General features: G+C 43.2%; 17 protein-coding genes. 10 read left to right on the forward strand and 7 right to left on the reverse strand.

The window, feature by feature from the left end:
• Positions 1-21: 21 nt before the first annotated feature.
• From EI162_RS07350 to gspM, 4 genes are all read left to right on the forward strand, one after another.
• Positions 22-1,326 (forward strand): NAD(P)H-dependent glycerol-3-phosphate dehydrogenase, encoded by a 1,305-nt coding sequence (locus EI162_RS07350; RefSeq protein ID WP_192523730.1) that lies wholly within the window; start codon positions 22-24, stop codon positions 1,324-1,326.
• Between the two features lie 69 nt (positions 1,327-1,395).
• Positions 1,396-1,854 carry a SixA phosphatase family protein gene (locus EI162_RS07355; RefSeq protein WP_192523731.1) on the forward strand — a complete coding sequence of 153 codons (459 nt, stop codon included), beginning with the start codon at positions 1,396-1,398 and terminating at the stop codon, positions 1,852-1,854.
• A 129-nt stretch (positions 1,855-1,983) separates the two neighbouring features.
• Positions 1,984-3,219 carry a type II secretion system protein GspL gene (gspL, locus tag EI162_RS07360; RefSeq protein ID WP_192523732.1) on the forward strand — a complete coding sequence of 412 codons (1,236 nt, stop codon included), beginning with the start codon at positions 1,984-1,986 and terminating at the stop codon, positions 3,217-3,219.
• Positions 3,220-3,447: 228 nt separating this feature from the next.
• Complete coding sequence (gene gspM, locus EI162_RS07365; protein ID WP_192523733.1) at positions 3,448-4,014, forward strand: type II secretion system protein GspM; 567 nt, start codon at positions 3,448-3,450, stop codon at positions 4,012-4,014.
• Between the two features lie 195 nt (positions 4,015-4,209).
• Here gspM and tnpA read toward each other — a convergent pair whose 3' ends face one another.
• Entirely contained in the window at positions 4,210-4,608 is a 399-nt protein-coding gene (gene tnpA / locus EI162_RS07370; protein ID WP_192523734.1) for an IS200/IS605 family transposase, read from the reverse strand.
• A gap of 83 nt (positions 4,609-4,691) precedes the next feature.
• Between tnpA and EI162_RS07375 the strand changes: the two genes are divergently transcribed.
• The 5 genes from EI162_RS07375 (at position 4,692) to purF (ending at position 10,314) form a co-directional block, all read left to right on the forward strand.
• Positions 4,692-5,999 carry an RNA-guided endonuclease InsQ/TnpB family protein gene (locus tag EI162_RS07375; RefSeq protein ID WP_192523735.1) on the forward strand — a complete coding sequence of 436 codons (1,308 nt, stop codon included), beginning with the start codon at positions 4,692-4,694 and terminating at the stop codon, positions 5,997-5,999.
• Positions 6,000-6,086: 87 nt separating this feature from the next.
• Entirely contained in the window at positions 6,087-6,665 is a 579-nt protein-coding gene (locus tag EI162_RS07380) for a DUF4870 family protein (protein ID WP_225735302.1), read from the forward strand.
• A gap of 232 nt (positions 6,666-6,897) precedes the next feature.
• Positions 6,898-7,932, forward strand: a complete 1,035-nt coding sequence (locus tag EI162_RS07385; protein ID WP_192523736.1) for a quinone-dependent dihydroorotate dehydrogenase — start codon at positions 6,898-6,900, stop codon at positions 7,930-7,932.
• 46 nt (positions 7,933-7,978) lie between these two features.
• Positions 7,979-8,476, forward strand: a complete 498-nt coding sequence (locus EI162_RS07390) for a CvpA family protein (protein WP_192523737.1) — start codon at positions 7,979-7,981, stop codon at positions 8,474-8,476.
• 302 nt (positions 8,477-8,778) lie between these two features.
• Positions 8,779-10,314, forward strand: a complete 1,536-nt coding sequence (gene purF / locus EI162_RS07395; protein ID WP_192523738.1) for an amidophosphoribosyltransferase — start codon at positions 8,779-8,781, stop codon at positions 10,312-10,314.
• 115 nt (positions 10,315-10,429) lie between these two features.
• On the opposite strand, the gene EI162_RS07400 is transcribed toward purF, so the two are convergent.
• From EI162_RS07400 to yajC, 6 genes are all read right to left on the reverse strand, one after another.
• Positions 10,430-10,789 carry an AzlD domain-containing protein gene (locus EI162_RS07400; RefSeq protein WP_192523739.1) on the reverse strand — a complete coding sequence of 120 codons (360 nt, stop codon included), beginning with the start codon at positions 10,787-10,789 and terminating at the stop codon, positions 10,430-10,432.
• Positions 10,779-11,510 (reverse strand): AzlC family ABC transporter permease, encoded by a 732-nt coding sequence (locus EI162_RS07405; protein WP_413038382.1) that lies wholly within the window; start codon positions 11,508-11,510, stop codon positions 10,779-10,781. The genes EI162_RS07400 and EI162_RS07405 overlap by 11 nt, the downstream gene beginning before the upstream one ends.
• A gap of 80 nt (positions 11,511-11,590) precedes the next feature.
• Positions 11,591-13,015: an MATE family efflux transporter gene (locus tag EI162_RS07410; protein WP_192523740.1), complete on the reverse strand. Its 1,425-nt coding sequence runs from the start codon at positions 13,013-13,015 to the stop codon at positions 11,591-11,593.
• Positions 13,016-13,304: 289 nt separating this feature from the next.
• The gene (secF, locus tag EI162_RS07415; protein ID WP_192523741.1) at positions 13,305-14,600 is read right to left on the reverse strand and encodes a protein translocase subunit SecF; all 1,296 of its coding nucleotides are present in this window, start codon (positions 14,598-14,600) and stop codon (positions 13,305-13,307) included.
• A gap of 9 nt (positions 14,601-14,609) precedes the next feature.
• Positions 14,610-16,487, reverse strand: a complete 1,878-nt coding sequence (secD, locus tag EI162_RS07420) for a protein translocase subunit SecD (RefSeq protein ID WP_192523742.1) — start codon at positions 16,485-16,487, stop codon at positions 14,610-14,612.
• A 392-nt stretch (positions 16,488-16,879) separates the two neighbouring features.
• Positions 16,880-17,209: a preprotein translocase subunit YajC gene (yajC, locus tag EI162_RS07425; protein ID WP_192523743.1), complete on the reverse strand. Its 330-nt coding sequence runs from the start codon at positions 17,207-17,209 to the stop codon at positions 16,880-16,882.
• Between the two features lie 366 nt (positions 17,210-17,575).
• On the opposite strand from yajC, the gene EI162_RS07430 reads away from it, so the two are divergent.
• Positions 17,576-17,786, forward strand: a 211-nt coding sequence (locus tag EI162_RS07430; RefSeq protein WP_192523744.1) for an IS630 transposase-related protein, incomplete at its 3' end; no start/stop codon positions are given.

Raw genomic sequence — 17,786 nt, forward strand, 5'->3', positions numbered from 1 at the left:
CAGTCAACACGGATAAATAATATGACAAGTCCTAATGATAACAGCAAAGATCTAAACAATGATGGTAATGAAGTGGATAAAGACACCTCTGAAAAACAACAAAATGGTCTGCTGGCAGGCATTATCGAACGTGCTACCAAATCAGGTATCGGTCGCAAAAAACTTAACCCTAGCGCGGTAGAGTCAGCGGTGGCAAAAAACATGGCAGAAATCCATAGCAATCCTACCAAGTTACGTTTGGCATTTTTAGGTGGCGGCAGTTTTGGTACAGCAATGGCAAACCTAGCCGCACGTAATGGCTGTGATACCACGCTATGGGTACGTAACAAACGTACCGTTAAGGCCATGGCAAAAACACAGACCAATAAAAAATATTTGCCAGGCTATAAGCTCGATGATCGTTTGAAATATAGCCATGATTTAGAAGCAACGGTCAAGGACAAAGACATTGTGTTTATTGCCGTGCCTGGCTTGGCTTTTCGTGAGACCTTAAAAAACATCGCGCCTTTTATCAGTGCACAATCCATCGTCTCATTGACCAAGGGCATGGAAAAAGATACTTTTGCCACGATGAGCGATATTATTAAAGATGAGTTGCCAGAAGTGAATTTTGGAGTGATGTCAGGGCCAAACCTCGCTATCGAGATTATGAAAAACATGCCGTCTGCTACCGTTATCGCCAGTGAATCAGAACCACTGCGTCATGCGGTACAGGCTGCGCTACACAGTGCTTTTTTTCGCGTGTTTGCTAGTGATGATGTCAAGGGTGTTGAGCTTGGTGGCGCACTCAAAAACATCTATGCGATTGCCATGGGTATGGCAGCCGCCTATGAAGTGGGCGAAAACACCAAAGCGATGATACTAACCCGAGCGTTGGCAGAGATGAGTCGTTTTGGCGTGGAAGAAGGGGCAAATCCGCTAACGTTCTCGGGATTGTCTGGCGTAGGAGACCTATACGCAACCTGTAGCTCAGAGTTGAGCCGCAACTACCGTATCGGCAATATGCTCGGCCGTGGTATGACTATCGATGCGGCAGTCAAAAAACTCGGTCAAACCGCTGAGGGTGTTAATACCATTCAGCAGGTGCACGAAAAGGCGACCAAAAAAGGTATTTATATGCCTATCACCCATGCACTTTATGCAGTCATTTATGAAGATAAAGCCGCATTAGGCGTTGCACTACACTTGATGGAAGCGGGTTTCCGTAGTGATGTCGAGTTTGTCATGGCTCATGACCATAGCAATGCTGCGCTCACTGCGCATATGCAAACCTCAACCAACAGCGCTGAGGATGACAATGAGGATAGTGACGTTGACAACAAGTAACGCGATAAATATCAAAACAGACACCACGACCATGTTTTAAGCTTCGACAGTTATTTGCCAAGGAAGGTTATGAAAGTTATATTAATACGTCACGGTCAAGCAGAAGATGAAACGCGTCCAGATAGTGCGCGCCAGTTGACCGATTTTGGACAGCAGCAAGCGGTACAGACGGCAGAATATATTGCCACTCATTATAACCCTGATTACTTTATCGTAAGCCCTTATGAGAGGGCACAGCAGACACTCAAAGCATTGCAGGCACGTATGCCTAATGTGCCATCGACAATACAGAAGAACATCACACCTTCTGACGATGCACGTGCTGCTTTGGCAGACATTGCCAATATCGAAGCAGAGTGTTTGGTGGTGGTCTGTCATATGTCGATCATTGCCAATATCGCTGGGTTACTAACGGGTGATTATCCTGAGTCATTTTCTCTGGCAGAAGCGCGCGTGTTTGAGATGGGTTTTGTGATGACGGGTATGGCAAATGAGGTGAATCGTTTTATACCCGAGCAGCCATACTGACATCAGTATAGTGATGTCGAATTTTATTGTCCCAAACCTTTTTACATATTCCTTTATAACCGTATATTTTATAATGTTGCTTTTACAACAGTGCACCTATAACCGTTTCAATAATTAAGGACACGCTTAGTGTTACACGTTTGGTTACGAGCGCAGCATAGCCCATTGGCTGTTTGGCATGAAGATGTGCAACGATGGCAGTCAGTCGAGAGTTGGCAACAGCTGCAAGCTATCTATGGCAGTTATAAAAGCAATGCACAAAAGACTTTATGTCTATATTTCCCTTCAAGCCATATCTTACAAGTAGATACCGAGCTTAATACCACTCAACTGAAACAACTGGGCACTACGGGCAAACAATACCTGTTTGAAGAGACTTCATTGACCGCTGTTGAGCAGTTGGCCATTCGTCAAATCAGCCATGATGAGCATCATCAATTGTATGCACTGGCACAAAACGATATCGAAGCATGGCAGCAAAGCGCTAAGCTGGCTGGCATGAGTATAGCGGCGTTACTGCCTGATTTTTTATTGCTACCAGCGCCAGAAGAGGGTGCAGGGCAGCAAGTAACGCTGTATCAAGATGAGCAGACCATGCTCCTGCGCCAGTCAATGCGTCAAGGCATGGCTATCAGCTATTTACCGTTAATTTTTGAGCGCTTTCCACACTTAAGTGAGGTGAATGTATTACCACCTATAGAAGAAACCTTGGCTGATGCTGTACCAGTCAACTTTATGGCACAAACAGCGGCGATTATCGCTGAGCATCAGTTACTCTTGACTACCTTGTCTACATCGGCTGAACCTATTGAAAATCCTGAACGCCACGCGCTTAACTTTTTTGTTAAATCAACAGATTCGCAGCTCTCACCATATCTGCGCGTAGCGATGATGGTGGCACTGTCAGCCTTGGTACTACAGATGGCAACTGATGGTGTGCAATGGTATCAGTATAATCAAGCGGCAGTGGCTACCAAAACTGAGGTGGCAGCGCAGTATCAATCTTGGTTTCCAAACGAGCCATTAAGCCCCCGCACTAAGCTACAAGTGCAATTACAACCAAAACTGCGCAGCGATAGCCAAGCCCCTGCCTCACATATGGCAGCACTGTCGCGCATATCACCGTTAATCAAACAATCTTCATTACGCGCGCAAGCGTTAGTGATGCAGCCGTCTGCGTTGAGCTTTACGTTGATCGCGCCTGATCGTAATAGTCTTGATCAGTTCACAGATACACTGGCAGCGCAGGGTTTAAATGCTAGGTTAGAGCAAGTAAATAGTAATGAACAGGGACAGTTTAGTGGTCAAGTGACGGTAAATGTCGTAGAAAATACCGATACACAAGCAACTGCGACGGTATCATGATTCAATGTGCTAATTGATGACATGGCCTAATACTTACATCTATAGTCAGTGAGAAGTAATATCGCTACATCACGTACTGCAGGTACCGTTTTTTCTTGCTTGCTGTGCCTACGCAGACAGAGGCTGCAAAAAAACTATACCCGCAGTATCGTAGCGTTTTTAAAGTATTTTAACTATAGTGTTATTGGCTATTTCAGTTGTGGTAATAAAGCTCAAAAAGGTTAGAACATGAAACGATTACAGCGCCGTACCAAACGTAATGCACTCAATCCTGAAGCTAGCACCCATGTTGGAGTAAATGTGCTGACAGTGCGCATGAATAATCTCCAAAACCTTCTGTCGTCGCGCTGGAAAACACTGCCACCGCGTGATCAGTTGGCACTGGCTGTATTGTCTCTATTTTTACTGTTATTTATTGGCGGTTACGGTGGCTATCGTATTCATCACTCGGCAAACGACAGTAAACGCAACTATCAAGAACAAGTAGCCGATTATTTCTGGTTACGTGCCCAAGCTGGCAACCTTGATAGTAATGCGGTGAATACAGTGGATGGTGAGGCTGCAAAGCCACCCGCTAGTAGAATCAGCGCGTTATTAAATAACTCAGGTATTGCCGACGCTCAAGTCGTTGCGACTGGCGATGCGGTACAGCTAAGCTTTAATAATGCCAGTCAAGCCGTGGTCAGTGCCGCGCTTGGTAAGCTTGAACAGCAAGGTTGGCAGTTCACCCAGCTATCTATGCAGCAAGATTTGACTAACAAATCAATTCAGGTACAAGCGACCGTGACGTCATAAAACGGTTTGTTGTTACAACCCACTATATTGCAATTCAATATATTTTAATCAAGGTTATTGATAGCCAGTGGTTAAAAATAACCCTGTGTCGTTAGGCGGTATTGAAAAACGGCTGGTTTGGTACAATCAATAAACTATCAATCTAACGAAAGAGGACTCCACCCGACGCTAGGGTGGAGGTGAATTTCGTATAGCCTAACTCTGCTGATTTTGAATGTATTGCTTAATAATCTCCAACGGCGCTCCGCCACATGAGCCGGCAAAGTAAGAGCGTGACCACAAAACAGGTTTATTGTAAGCTGCTCTTAGGTCGATAAAGTTGGCTCTCATGCGCCGACTTGTGACCGACTTTAGATTATTAACCATCTTACTTAGTTGTACCGTTGGCGGGTATTGAATCAGCATGTGAACATGATCGCCTTCACCGTTACATTCCTTGAGTTCTGCACCAAAATCCTTGCATACCTCAGCAACAACTTCTCTAAAGAATTGGTGGTGATTGTCGGCTAAAACCTTTTTGCGGTACTTAGTGATGAATACCAAATGCACATGCAGATTATAAGCAGAATGACGGTTTTTATATATCTCACTCATTATAATAAATACCCTTTATTGTTTATGTTATATAGTATAACATGGTATAAATAACAAACACACTGACTAATAAAGCATTCATTATGAAAATTAATAAAGCGTACAAATTTAGGCTTGAGCCTAATGCAGAACAAGAGGTTATCTTAAATAACCTTGTTGGTTCTGCACGTTTTGTTTGGAATCAAGTGCTTGCGGTATCGTTTGAGATGTTTGCTAAAAATGAGTTTATTAATGCAACCAATTTGGTTAATAAAATCATGGATATTAAAGCAAATCCTGAGTTTGCCTTCTTAAAAACAAGCTCTAACGCGGTGTCTTTACAACAAAAAATTCGTGATCTCGCTTCTGCTTGGTCACGCTTTTTTGACCCTAAAGTTCATGCACGATTGAAAGAGAATAAGAAAAAACCTAAAAAGCCTAAGTTTTTCAAGCTTGCCGACGGTACTGAAATCCAACTACGCCCGCTCATGCCACGCTTTAAACGCAAGTCAGATGGCCGCGATTCAATCCGCTTGGTTCAGTTTGATAAATATTGCCGTGTTGAAGGCAATCGTGTCAAACTACCGAATGGTGTAGGGTTTGTGAAGTTTAGAAAATCGCAAGACATTCTTGGGATAATTAAAAACGTCACCATCAGCAAGAAATCCGGTCATTGGTACGTGTCGTTTGGCACAGAGCGGGAGTTGGCCCAAAACCCAATTCATCCCTCTAAAACCGCCGTAGGGATTGATTTAGGGGTCGCTAAACTGATTGCTACCTCAGATGGCCAAGTTATCAAACCCAAAAACAGTTTTAAAGCCAATCAAATTAAACTGGCTGCATTACAGCGCCAACTCAGTAGGAAAGTCTTATTCAGTCAAAACTGGAAAAAGCACAATCGCAAGATTCAAAAACTCCATCATCACATCGCCAATATTCGCCATGATTACTTGCACAAAATCACCACCACAATCAGCAAAAACCACGCCATGATTGCCTGTGAGGATTTAAAAGTCGCCAATATGTCGAAGTCTGCCAGTGGTTCGATGGAGAAAAAAGGAAAAAACGTCAAAGCCAAGTCAGGATTGAACAAATCCATTTTAGATCAAGGTTGGGGCATGATGGTCAATATGCTTGAGTACAAGCAACAATGGCAAGGCGGGTTACTGATTAAAGTAAACCCGCGTTATACAAGCCAAACTTGCTTTAAATGCAAGCATGTTGCAAAAGAAAATAGACGTACCCAAGCAAAATTTGAGTGCGTTGAATGTGGTTATATTGCGAATGCAGATGTTAATGCAGCTCGTAATATTCTTGCGGCAGGACATGCCGTTTTGTCTGTCGAGGGAAGATGCAGTAAAGGTCGCCCGTTGAAGCAGAAAACTTGCGACGGTCGTGAGAAAGTCGCCTAAGAGCTTTTGCTTTTAGAATCCCCCGCTTGAGCTTGTCGAAAGTGGCGGGAGTATGTCAATAATCACTGCCAAATAGTGATGTTTACGATGAGTAACTCTGCTAACCGCAAACCTGATGAGCGTGTGAGTCAACAGATTAAAATTCCTAAAAATTATGACAATGAGCGTGAGACTATTGGGACAGTATTTGATTATGAGAGGTCTGATTATGCGATTACTCAGCAAGGACAACGTAATATAATGAGCGACAACATGAATGATAATATGAACAATGGCAAGCGCCGTTCCTTGATCACTTATAATCACATCACTTACTTTTTGTATGTGATTAGCTATTTTACCGCTGGTCTATTATGGATAGTACCGATTATCATGAATTATGCCAAGCGGCATGATGCTGATGGCTCATGGCTAGCCACGCATTTTGACTGGCAGATTAAGACTTTTTGGTACGGTATCGTTTGGTTCGTTGTTGGTATTATTATCATAACTTTTGCTTTAGGTGGTTTCGGGGTCAGTATGTTTGCCGATAGTGGGAATATCGCCATTGGTTCATTGCTATTGGCTGGGCTTGGTCTATTCATTATCGCCTTTACTTTTATTTGGCATCTGTATCGTATGATCCGAGGTTGGATAGCTTTGACTGATGGACGTCCTGTCCCTTAGAGGGTGTATAGAGGTTATTAGAGGTTCATGATACAGCAGTCTTATCTCTTGAAATGAACGGCGAATGACTATATGGCTTAGTTGATAAGCGCACGCATTTATGAGCGTTTTAATATAAAAATTTAGCGCATGAAACTTTGCTCTTGTTTCTGTTAAGCTGATATAATCGCTGCGCTTGATTTCATTCGCACTTTTTATTCATTATCTCTTTTGAGCAGGGTCTGTCATTACTATGTCTTATGCCTTACTTCGTCCTTTTTTGTTTAAGATGGATCCCGAACACGCCCATGAAATGACTTTGTCTTTATTGGACAAAGCGCATAAAGCGCGTGCTTTAGGCTTGGTATATGGTCAGTCGATGCAGCCAACAGACTGTATGGGGCTGCAATTTACCAACCCAGTCGGCCTAGCAGCAGGGTTGGATAAAAATGGTGACTATATTGATGCGCTTGCGGAGCTGGGCTTTGGCTTCATAGAAGTAGGTACGGTCACGCCAAGACCACAAGTAGGTAATGATAAGCCCAGACTGTTTAGAATCAAACAAGCAGATGCCATTATCAATCGTATGGGGTTTAATAACCAAGGGATTGATTATCTGGTTGAAAATGTCAAACGCTGCAAATACAAAGGCAATATTGGGATTAATATCGGTAAAAATGCCGATACACCAGTAGAGCAGGCCGCTGACGATTATGTTTATTGTTTAGAGCGCGCCTATCCACATGCCTCGTATATTACTGTGAATATATCCTCGCCAAATACCAAAAATTTACGTGATTTACAGAGTGGTGAAGCGTTGACTCAGCTGTTGCATACGATTAAAAATCGTCACAGTCAATTAGCGACCGAATATGGTTTTTATGTGCCATTGGTGCTAAAAGTTGCGCCTGATTTAGAGCCGCTACAAGTCGATTATATCTCACAGCAACTATTGGATTTTGAAATTGATGGCCTCATTGCGACCAATACCACTTTGGGCCGTGTTGGTGTTGAAGACTTGAAAGATGGCGATCAAGCAGGTGGTTTATCTGGTCGACCCGTCAGCCACATTAGCACTCAAATTTTACAACAATTCTCTGATCAACTGGATGGTAAAGTAGCTTTGATAGGCGTTGGTGGTATTGATAGTAGTGCTAAAGCCATTAAAAAAATTGAAGCAGGCGCAGATATGATACAGCTATATACGGGTCTCATTTATCGCGGTCCTGGGCTGGTACAGTCTTGTATTCAGGCTATCGGTGGCTATTACGATGCGATGGAAAACTAATCAATAGTTATCCAGGAATAATGAGTAGAGCGATGAGGCATAAAACATGAGTGGTCTGGATATTGTGATTGCTATTGTTGTCTTGATTGGATTATGGCGCGGCTTTCAAGTCGGATTAATCAAAACAGCGGTTGGCTTGGTAGGTTGGTTTATTGCGCTTATCGCCGCTACTCGATTGGCAGGTACAATCTCACCTCAATTATCAGGTGTCGTTCAAAACCCTGTATTACAAATGGCGATGGCTTTTTTATTAGTCGTGATTGTTATATTGGCTATCATGCACTTAGTGGCATTTGTATTCTCAGGAGTACTCAAAACCTTGCGCTTGGGTGTCGTTGACAAAATGGCAGGCGGTGTCCTAGGTGCAGCCAAAAATGTACTGATGGTTTTGGTGGTTCTTAGCGTTAGTGCGCCATTCTTGGTACAAATGCCGCAATGGCAAACTTCAGTGCTCGCGCCTGAATTGCTACCTTATGCACCGATGGGTAAGGCACTAGTCTCAGATGTGCTAGGGCTGGCTTGGGATCAGGTCAATCAGTCATAAACAGTCAAATTTTCATATTTCAATGCTGAGTTTCTTATTATATCTATAACTCGTAATCTCTATAACTTCTTTTTTAGGGTTCTGGCTTGTATAACAGCTAGGGCGCAAACGGGACACTCAAAAAATCATTGAAAAATCAATGATGGCCCGTATAACTGGCAATTTAAAAAATAAATTTTCGTTAAAATCTGAACAAGTATCATCAGGTCGGCGGTGAGTGACAGCTGTTATTTTTAATAGTGTGCTGTCAAAAATTTGCCGTTATTGTAGTACTAATGTATGGGTAAAAACAGGATATAACTATGTGTGGAGTCGTCGGGGTTGCAGCTCATGAGCCAGTTAATCAAATTCTTTATGATGCTTTAACGATGTTACAGCATCGCGGGCAGGATGCAGCAGGTATTGTAACTTTGCAGGATGGACGACTCTATCTGCGTAAAGAAAATGGCATGGTGCGTGACGTTTTTATGAATCGTCATATGATGAAACTGGTTGGAAAATTCGGCATCGGTCATGTGCGTTACCCAACAGCGGGTAGTTCCAGTAGCGCCGAGGCACAGCCATTTTATGTCAATTCACCTTATGGCATTACGCTGGCGCACAACGGTAACTTGACCAATGCTGAGAGTTTGGCCAAAGAATTGTATATTGAAGACCGTCGCCACCTCAATACGGATTCAGATTCTGAAGTACTACTAAACGTACTAGCACATGAAATGCAGAATTTGGGCAAAACCAATCCAACGGCGGATGACATTTTTGAAGCCGTAAAAGCGGTTTATAGCCGCTGCGAAGGCGCTTATGGCGTCGTGGCTTTGATAACGGGTCATGGTTTGCTCGCGTTTCGTGATCCTAATGGCATTCGCCCACTGATATTTGGTGAGCGCTTGGCTGCCAATGGTGGCACAGAGTATATGGTAGCTTCAGAGTCAGTTGCTTTGACAGGTTCAGGATTTAGTATCATCCGTGATGTGAAGCCTGGTGAAGCTATTTTCATTGATTTAGACCATAATCTACATACCTATCAGTGTGTAGAGCAGCAAGAGTACACCCCTTGTATTTTTGAGTATGTGTATTTTGCTCGTCCAGATTCGATTATGGACAACATTTCTGTTTATAAATCACGCTTGCGCATGGGTGAAAAACTGGCGGATAAAATCCTTGCAGAATGGGGTGAAGATCACGATATCGATGTGGTCATTCCTATTCCTGATACCTCGCGTACTTCAGCGATGGAGCTGGCGCTGAAGATGAATATCAAATACCGTGAAGGGTTTATGAAAAACCGTTATATCGGTCGTACCTTTATCATGCCAGGTCAGCAGCAACGCAAAAAATCAGTTCGTCAAAAGCTCAGTGCCGTACCGCTAGAGTTCAAAGATAAAAACGTGCTACTGGTTGACGATTCTATCGTCCGTGGTACGACGTGTCACGAAATTATTCAAATGGCGCGTGATGCTGGGGCTAATAAGGTATTCTTTGCTAGTGCTGCGCCACCAGTCAAATATCCAAACGTTTATGGTATTGATATGCCGGTACGTAGTGAGCTCATTGCCTCAGGTCATACGGTAGAAGAAGTGCGCGATATCATCGGTGCGGATCGTTTGATTTTCCAGGATTTAGATGACTTGATTGATGCGGTAAAAGATACTAAGTATAGCAAGGTTGAAGGCTTTGATTGTGCGGTATTCAATGGCTGTTATGTCACTGGTCAAATCAATGAGGCTTATCTTGAGCATCTACAAGAGCAGCGCAATGATACTGCTAAAACAGGTAAAAAAGGCGTACAAATCGTTGCTGATACCCCAGTGGATATGATGGGTGTCGAAGAGCTTTAGAGAGTCTGACTCCTAACTTCGCCAATTTCATATAGCATTCTTAGAAAAAAAAGGCTGGATTCTTACTAGAATCCAGCCTTTTTATATCTAGATATGCAGTTTTGCCAAGGCTATTTTAAATGAACAAGGTATCAAATAACCAAAGAAAACCATTAATTGCAGCAATACCCACAACCATACTGACCAATAACTGACGACTAATATGATAAATCAATAACACCAAAATAAGCGCACCAATTTGTGCCAGTAGTAAGTGTAACTCTGCGCTATTTAGGCCAGTGGTTACGGACAGCTCTTGATAGGAGAGGCTGGTTAAAATAAGCAATACCATCACGGATAGCGGCAAACTTTCATTTAGTCGATGCAGCCAAGGCGTGTCCAACAGTTTTTTTGGTATTAAAGCAGGGAGGGCGCGTGTAACAAAGGTCACGGCTGCCATGGCGAAAGTGGCAAAAATTAGATAACTACTGGTCATTATTTGCTCCCGTCATATCACGCTGTATCCAAAACCCACGAGCTAAAATCAACAACATACAAATAGTAATCGCCACCAATAATAACCAGTTGCTAGTAAAGAAGGAAGCCACAATTAAAGAAATTACCGCAATGCCAATCGGGAAATAACGCTTGATGCTTTGAAATTGCTCATAAGCCAAAATAGCAAACAGACAAACCAAGGCAAAATCTAAGTGCGGTACCAAATCACTGAGCGCGCTGCCGATAAAGACGCCAATCGCACTCGCTAATACCCACCAGCTTTGATTAAATAGACTAATAGGCAGTATCAGTGCTTGGCGTGACTCGTTAGGTAGGCTGGTCATGACGGAAAACGTCTCATCAGTCAGCGCGAAGAGACAATAAGTTTTGGCCAGCTTTTGTTTTGGCAGGTATTGTAACAATGGCATGCCATAAAACACATGGCGCAAATTAATGGCAGCAATATTAGTGGCTATATTACCAACTGGTAAACCAGCACTCAGCATCGGCAAACAAGCGTATTGAGCTGCACCAGCATATAGCACAATACTAAGCATAATCGTGGCCCATACCGGAATACCAGCCACTTGTGCTAGCACACCAAAAGCAATACCCGCAGGCAAATATCCCATGGCGACTGGTAGGCTTTTTTTAAAACCTTCCATCCAATGGTAGCTCATATCGGGCTGGTGATTTAATTCATTCGAACGAGTAGTCACATGACATCCTAATTTTTCTTGCTAACATTATTCGTTGATTATTTACTTTCTTATTTTAAAGCTTGTGAGATTAAACAGTATTAATGTTCAGGCTGTAGCTTTTCATAACTGCCTGTTTGATGAGCATGATATAAAAAACCGCCTAGGATAATGAGTCTTAATAATAATAAACACCATACGCTGAGCCATATTCCCGTCATATCCCATTGCTGGTAAAGCATCCAGCTCAATGGGAAAAATATGACCGCTAGTATCAGGGCCGCATTACGAATCACACTGCCCGCTGTTAAGCCAAAAAATATACCGTCCAGCCAATACGCGCCAACACCAACGAGTGGTAGCAATACTGCATACAAATGATAGTCATAAGCGAGAGTAAAGACGGAGTCAATATTGGTCATAAATTGTAAATAAGTTGGCATCCCAAGCCACCATATCGCACTTAGCATTAACGCCAGCCCATAACTGACCACGCCCGTACGTTTTACGATAATACGAAAGCGTACCCAATCGCGTCGCCCTGCGGCTTGACCGCTTAAAGTCTCAGCAGATACTGCAACGCCATCAAGGGCAAAGGCTGAGATACTTAATACTTGTAATAAAATAGCATTGGCGGCCAGTATGACGTCGCCGCTTTGGGCAGAAAGGCGAGTAATCCAAGCAAAGCTCAGCGTTAAGATAAGCGTACGAATAAAAATATCTTTATTCAGTGAAAATAGCCTAAGCATTTTATTTTTGGTGAAATGCTGTCGATCGGCCTGAAATAATGCTGCCCAAGATATTTGTAGATGTCGACGACTTAGCCATAATGCCAATAAAACACCTAACCAAAAAGCAATAGCAGTGCCCAACGCTACGCCTACTAAGCCCATATTTAGACCGAAAACAAAAAATAAGGTGAGTATGATATTGAGTATGGCGATAAAACCTTGCTGATAAAGCATGTAGCGTGTTTTGCCTTGGCCGGCAAACCAGCCAATGAAGGCAAAGTTCATCAGTTCAGCGATGACCCCCCAAAAGCGCACATCCAAGTAAGTTTTTGCCGCTTGCCCACTATTGGGGTTGGCTGACAAGGCTTGCAAACCGAAGTCAATCAACCAAGGTTTTGCTAATAGTAAAATAGCACCAATACCAAATGCCAGTAATAAGGCGCGCTGCAAAATAGACAGTAGGGGTGATGGCAGTGGATTTGATGGTTTTGTTGTATTACTGGCAGAGTCATCAGCGTGATTGGCCAGTTGTCCAAGCGCTTGAGCCGACAGTCCAGATGAAGCATACTGTAAAAAGTTAAAACTGACGAGCAGTAAAGACAGTAACTGTATTGCCAAGCCCATACCTGCCAGTTTGGCAGTATCATTCATGTTCCCCACAATCGCCGTATCGATAACACTTTGTAGCGGCATGGCAAGATTGGCCAATAACACTGGCAAAGCTATAGCGATGATACGCGTATAACGAGTATCAATCGGTGGCATCGCATTGGATGGTGGTGTGGCAACAGTCATTTTTGGCTCGTTTATATTTAAAGAACAAGGTGGGGGCAGTTTGTTGTTTAATACTACGACATCAGCGTAGCATGTTTGATGTTTAAGGCTAGGGCGGATCCTCAAACAGCTACAAAGACAAAAGCACCTAGACTCACTATTCATGAGTCAGGTGCTTTTATTTACGTTTGTTCGAACACTATCCTAGCTCATTATAAGCTAAAATCAGCATAAATAAGACTGGTTAAACGTGGTCTTAATTCAGCGTTTTTTTGATCTAAGCATCATTTAAACAACGTCTAAATACCACCTAAACATTGTCTTGTTCAAACATTTTTGGATCATTAAAAGTAACGATTTCTTCTTCAAACTCTGGTTTTACTTTTACAATAAAATCATCACGTGATAGACCCATACGTAATGGAATCGAGCTGGCAATATACGTTGATGAGTAAGTACCCGCTAATAGACCGATAAAGAGTGCGACTGAGAACCAGTATAGCCCATCACCACCTAAGAACATCATCGCCAGCACGACCAATAAAACAGTCGAGATGGTCATGATCGTACGGCGTAGCGTCTCGGTTAAGGATAAGTCAATGGTCTGGCGCGGCGTAATGCCACGGACGCGGCGGAAGTTTTCACGGATACGGTCATAAACAACAATAGTATCGTTCAGTGAATAACCAATCAAAGCCAATACCGCGGCCAATACCGTCAAATCAAATGGAAAGCCAAATAAAGCAAAGACACCAATGGTCACAACCGCATCATGAAATAACGACAGTACCGCGCCAAGTGCTAGCTTGAACTGAAAGCGCAATGCTACATAACCAAGCATACAGGCTAGCGCTAAGGCCAACGCCATGACGGAGTTTAAATAAACTTCGTTACCAACTTGGCTACCAATGATATTAACGTTGCTGATATCAGCAGTATTATTAGGCAATGCTAATGCGTCACTGAGACTGTTACTTAGCCCATCAACGTTATCAGATTGAGGGGGCAAGCGTACGAGCAGTTCTTCTCGGGTACCTAGATACTGTACCACGGCGTCATCAAAGCCATTGTCAGCAAGTGCTAGCACGACTTCGTTTTGCTCAACAGGTTGTTCATAACGCACATCTGCAGAAACACCGCCTGTGAAATCAAGCCCAAAGTTCAAACCATTTACGGCGATAGCAATGATACTACCAATGACCAATAATATAGATAAAATCGCCATTGGCTTTTCTATCTTCATAAACGGAATAATACGCTGGTTACCAATGGCTTTGATACCACCTTCGGCCATTGCTGCGGCATCATCAGCGGCATCACCTGTTTCTAGGTTCGGGTCAGTAGCCGTGTTAGGGTTTTGAGTGGCCAGAGCTTGATGCTTTTGATCAGCCGCTTTCCCGCTGCCTTTACCACCACGGCGAGATTTACTTCTACTGGATTTAGCTGTGGTAGGGTTATTGGTTTGGGTGTTACTGCCTTTGCCATCGCGGCGTGGTTTTTTACGGCGGCGCGTGTTTGCGTTATTTGCATCACTGTTTGAGCCACCTGAACCATTTCGATCTGGAGTGTTCTGCTGTTCTAGAGGATTATTCTTATCGATCGCCATAATGTTCTCCTAACCGATGCTCAGACGTTTGATAGATTTACGCTTACCATAAGCAATTTGTACCAGCGCACGTGTGACCAAAATTGCGGTAAATAGCGAGCTAACAATACCAATAGCTAGCGTAACCGCAAAGCCTTTAATCGGACCAGTACCAATCGCAAATAGAATAAATGCGACCAATAGCGTGGTGATGTTGGCATCGAAAATACTACTAAAGGCTCGGTCGAAACCTGCCACGATGGCAGATTTTGGCCGTACCCCGTTTGCCAGCTCCTCACGTATTCGCTCAAAGATCAGCACGTTGGCATCGACGGCCATACCGATGGTCAGGACGATACCAGCAATACCAGGTAAAGTAAGCGATGAGCCTAAAATTGACATAATAGCAATGATAATAATCACGTTCACTGCTAGCGCCACGTTAGCGATGACACCAAACAGACGATAGAAGATAATCATAAACGCAAAGACTAATAAGTAACCGACTTGAGTCGAGAATAGGCCTTTCTCAATATTGTCTTGACCCAATGATGGGCCAATGGTGCGTTCTTCTACAAAGTACATCGGGGCGGCAAGCGCACCCGAGCGTAGTAATAGCGCAAGCTCGGCTGCTTCAGCACTACTATCTAGGCCAGTAATACGGAAAGACGAACCCAATACCGCTTGAATGTTAGCGCGGTTGATGACTTTGGTTTCAGCATAAGGCGTTCGTATTTCTTCAGTCTCGCCAGTTTCTGAGTTTTCTTCGTAAGTAATTCTTTGTTTATTTTCGATGAACAATACAGCCATCTGTTTGCCAACCGCTGTACGGGTGGCATTTTGCATCAGCTTACCACCAGCACTATCTAGCGTAATACTGACTTCAGGAGAGCCGCTTTCATCAATGCCAGTTTGTGCATTAGTGACTTTATCACCAGTGACAATCGCTTGGCGGTTTAGTAGTACAGGTGGACCATCAAGTGTCTCAAATGGGAAAGCTTCAGTACCCGCTGGAGGGATGCCGCCCATATAGTTTTCGCTGTCTTCAGCGACCATGCGGAACTCAAGGTTTGCTGTACGTCCTAAGACACGTTTGGCCTCAGCGGTATCTTGTACCCCAGGCAGTTCTACGACGATACGGCTGGCACCTTGTGATTGCACCAAAGCTTCGGTAACGCCAAGCTCAGCAATACGGTTACGCAAAGTAGTCAGGTTTTGATTGACCGCATAGCTATTGATTTCGTCTAAAGTCGCATCGTTATAAGCTAAGATTAGTGCAGGACCTCGCTCATCAATAGAAGACTGCACGCTAAAGGTGGTGCCCATTGAGCCTTGCAAAATATTTTGTGCACGATTACGAGCGTCTGTATCAGCGAAATGCAGCAATACGCTTCGATCTTCAGTTTTAATACCTTTGATCGCCACTTTCTCAGCACGTAGCTCACGACGCATGTCGCGACTGGCACTGGTCAAACGCTGTTCAAGCGCCTTGTCCATATCGACTTCTAGTACAAAACGGACACCACCGCGTAAATCGAGACCCAGTTTCATCGGTTTTGCGCCGATATCACGTAGCCACTGTGGTGTCGTCTGTGCTAGGTTAAGCGCAACCACATAATCTTCGCCCAGATTTTGACGCAGCACTTCTCGGGCTTTTAGCTGGTCGACTGGGTTATTAAGACGTACCAGCGCACTGTTACCCTCAAATGTACCATCATGGTTATTCAGTCCAGCCTCTTCTAGCAAGCTTTGAGACTGGGTCAAGATGCCTTCGGACAATTGCGTGCCTGCAGCGGCACTAGTAATCTGCACCGCAGGTTCGTCAGGGTAGAGGTTAGGGGCAGCATATAGACCGGCAATGATTAGCACGACGGTAATAATTAAGTATTTCCAAGCGGGATATTGCATAATCACTTCTTTAGGTTGATAAACGACTGGCGACGTAGGCCACAAGTTAGCAGATGGGAAGTTAGCGATAGCAATGGTAGAGCGCCGTATTTGGCATCGTCATCATGCACCATTGCGATCATCCGCGATGATAGTAAAGCGTAAAATAGTAAATCAAATAATACAGACACACCCTTATATAGTCATCAAAAATATCACTGATAAGACTCATAAGAACCGTATAGTTAAACCAATAAACATAGACTATTGTCATCTATGAGGCTGCTTTGCATCACTATTTTATAGGGAAAAATGACCGTAAATAATAGACGGTCATTTTTAATCACTATATTTATTAATGATATAAAGATTAATAACCATCAATAAAATGCTATTAATCTTCTAACGAGTCATTAAACGCTTTCGATAGTGCCAGCAGGCAGTACTGAGATAACAGAAGCACGCTGTACTTTTACATCCGTGTTGTTATTTAGGCTAACAATCGCATAATCACCTTCTAGACCTTTGATACGACCCATCAAACCACCAGCAAAGATGATCTCACTACCAACAGTCAATGCATTGACCATAGCACGATGTTCTTTGGTGCGTTTAGATTGTGGGCGAATCACCAAGAAGTAAAAAATCGCAAAAAAGGCAACAGGCAGTAGGATTTGACCGAATAATGATGCAGCGCCGGCAGCTTCTGGTGCAGCATGAGCAGCTTGGATAAATAAGAACATAATTTCTCTCAATAAGTCATGGATAATAATAAAATTAAACGCATAGTAACAAAAATTCCCAGACTTGGTAACTGTTAATCATAGGCTGGGTATGTTTTTCTTAAGCTAACAGCCCACAAGCCACTCATAATTATTGTAATATAATTTTTGTCGCCGCAAATTAGCGATGTTAATGCACTACGAATATAGAAGGATATCAAAAAATTAAAACTTAAAAATAGTGAATTATTGTGAAATAGCACCATCAATGCTACTATCAAATGGCAATAACAACCTGTATTTAGCATGCTATTTATTGAGGTATAGTCAATCCCACCTAAAAGTGTTATAAACTAATTATCAAACCCAATTGCTACCATAAACACTATGACTTACTCACTAGATTTTCGTAAACAAGTTCTCAGAAGTATAGATGACGGTATGACTTTTGCTCAAGCGTCTAAGTTCTATAATCTCAGCCCAACCACCATACAGAACTGGAAGAGGCGTGTTCATAGCAAAACAACCAGGCAAACCAAACCTTATAAAATACCAGATGACGTGCTACTCAATGATGTCAAAAAACACCCTGATGATT

The organism is Psychrobacter sp. FME6 (genome assembly GCF_014861365.1).
GTDB lineage: Bacteria > Pseudomonadota > Gammaproteobacteria > Pseudomonadales > Moraxellaceae > Psychrobacter.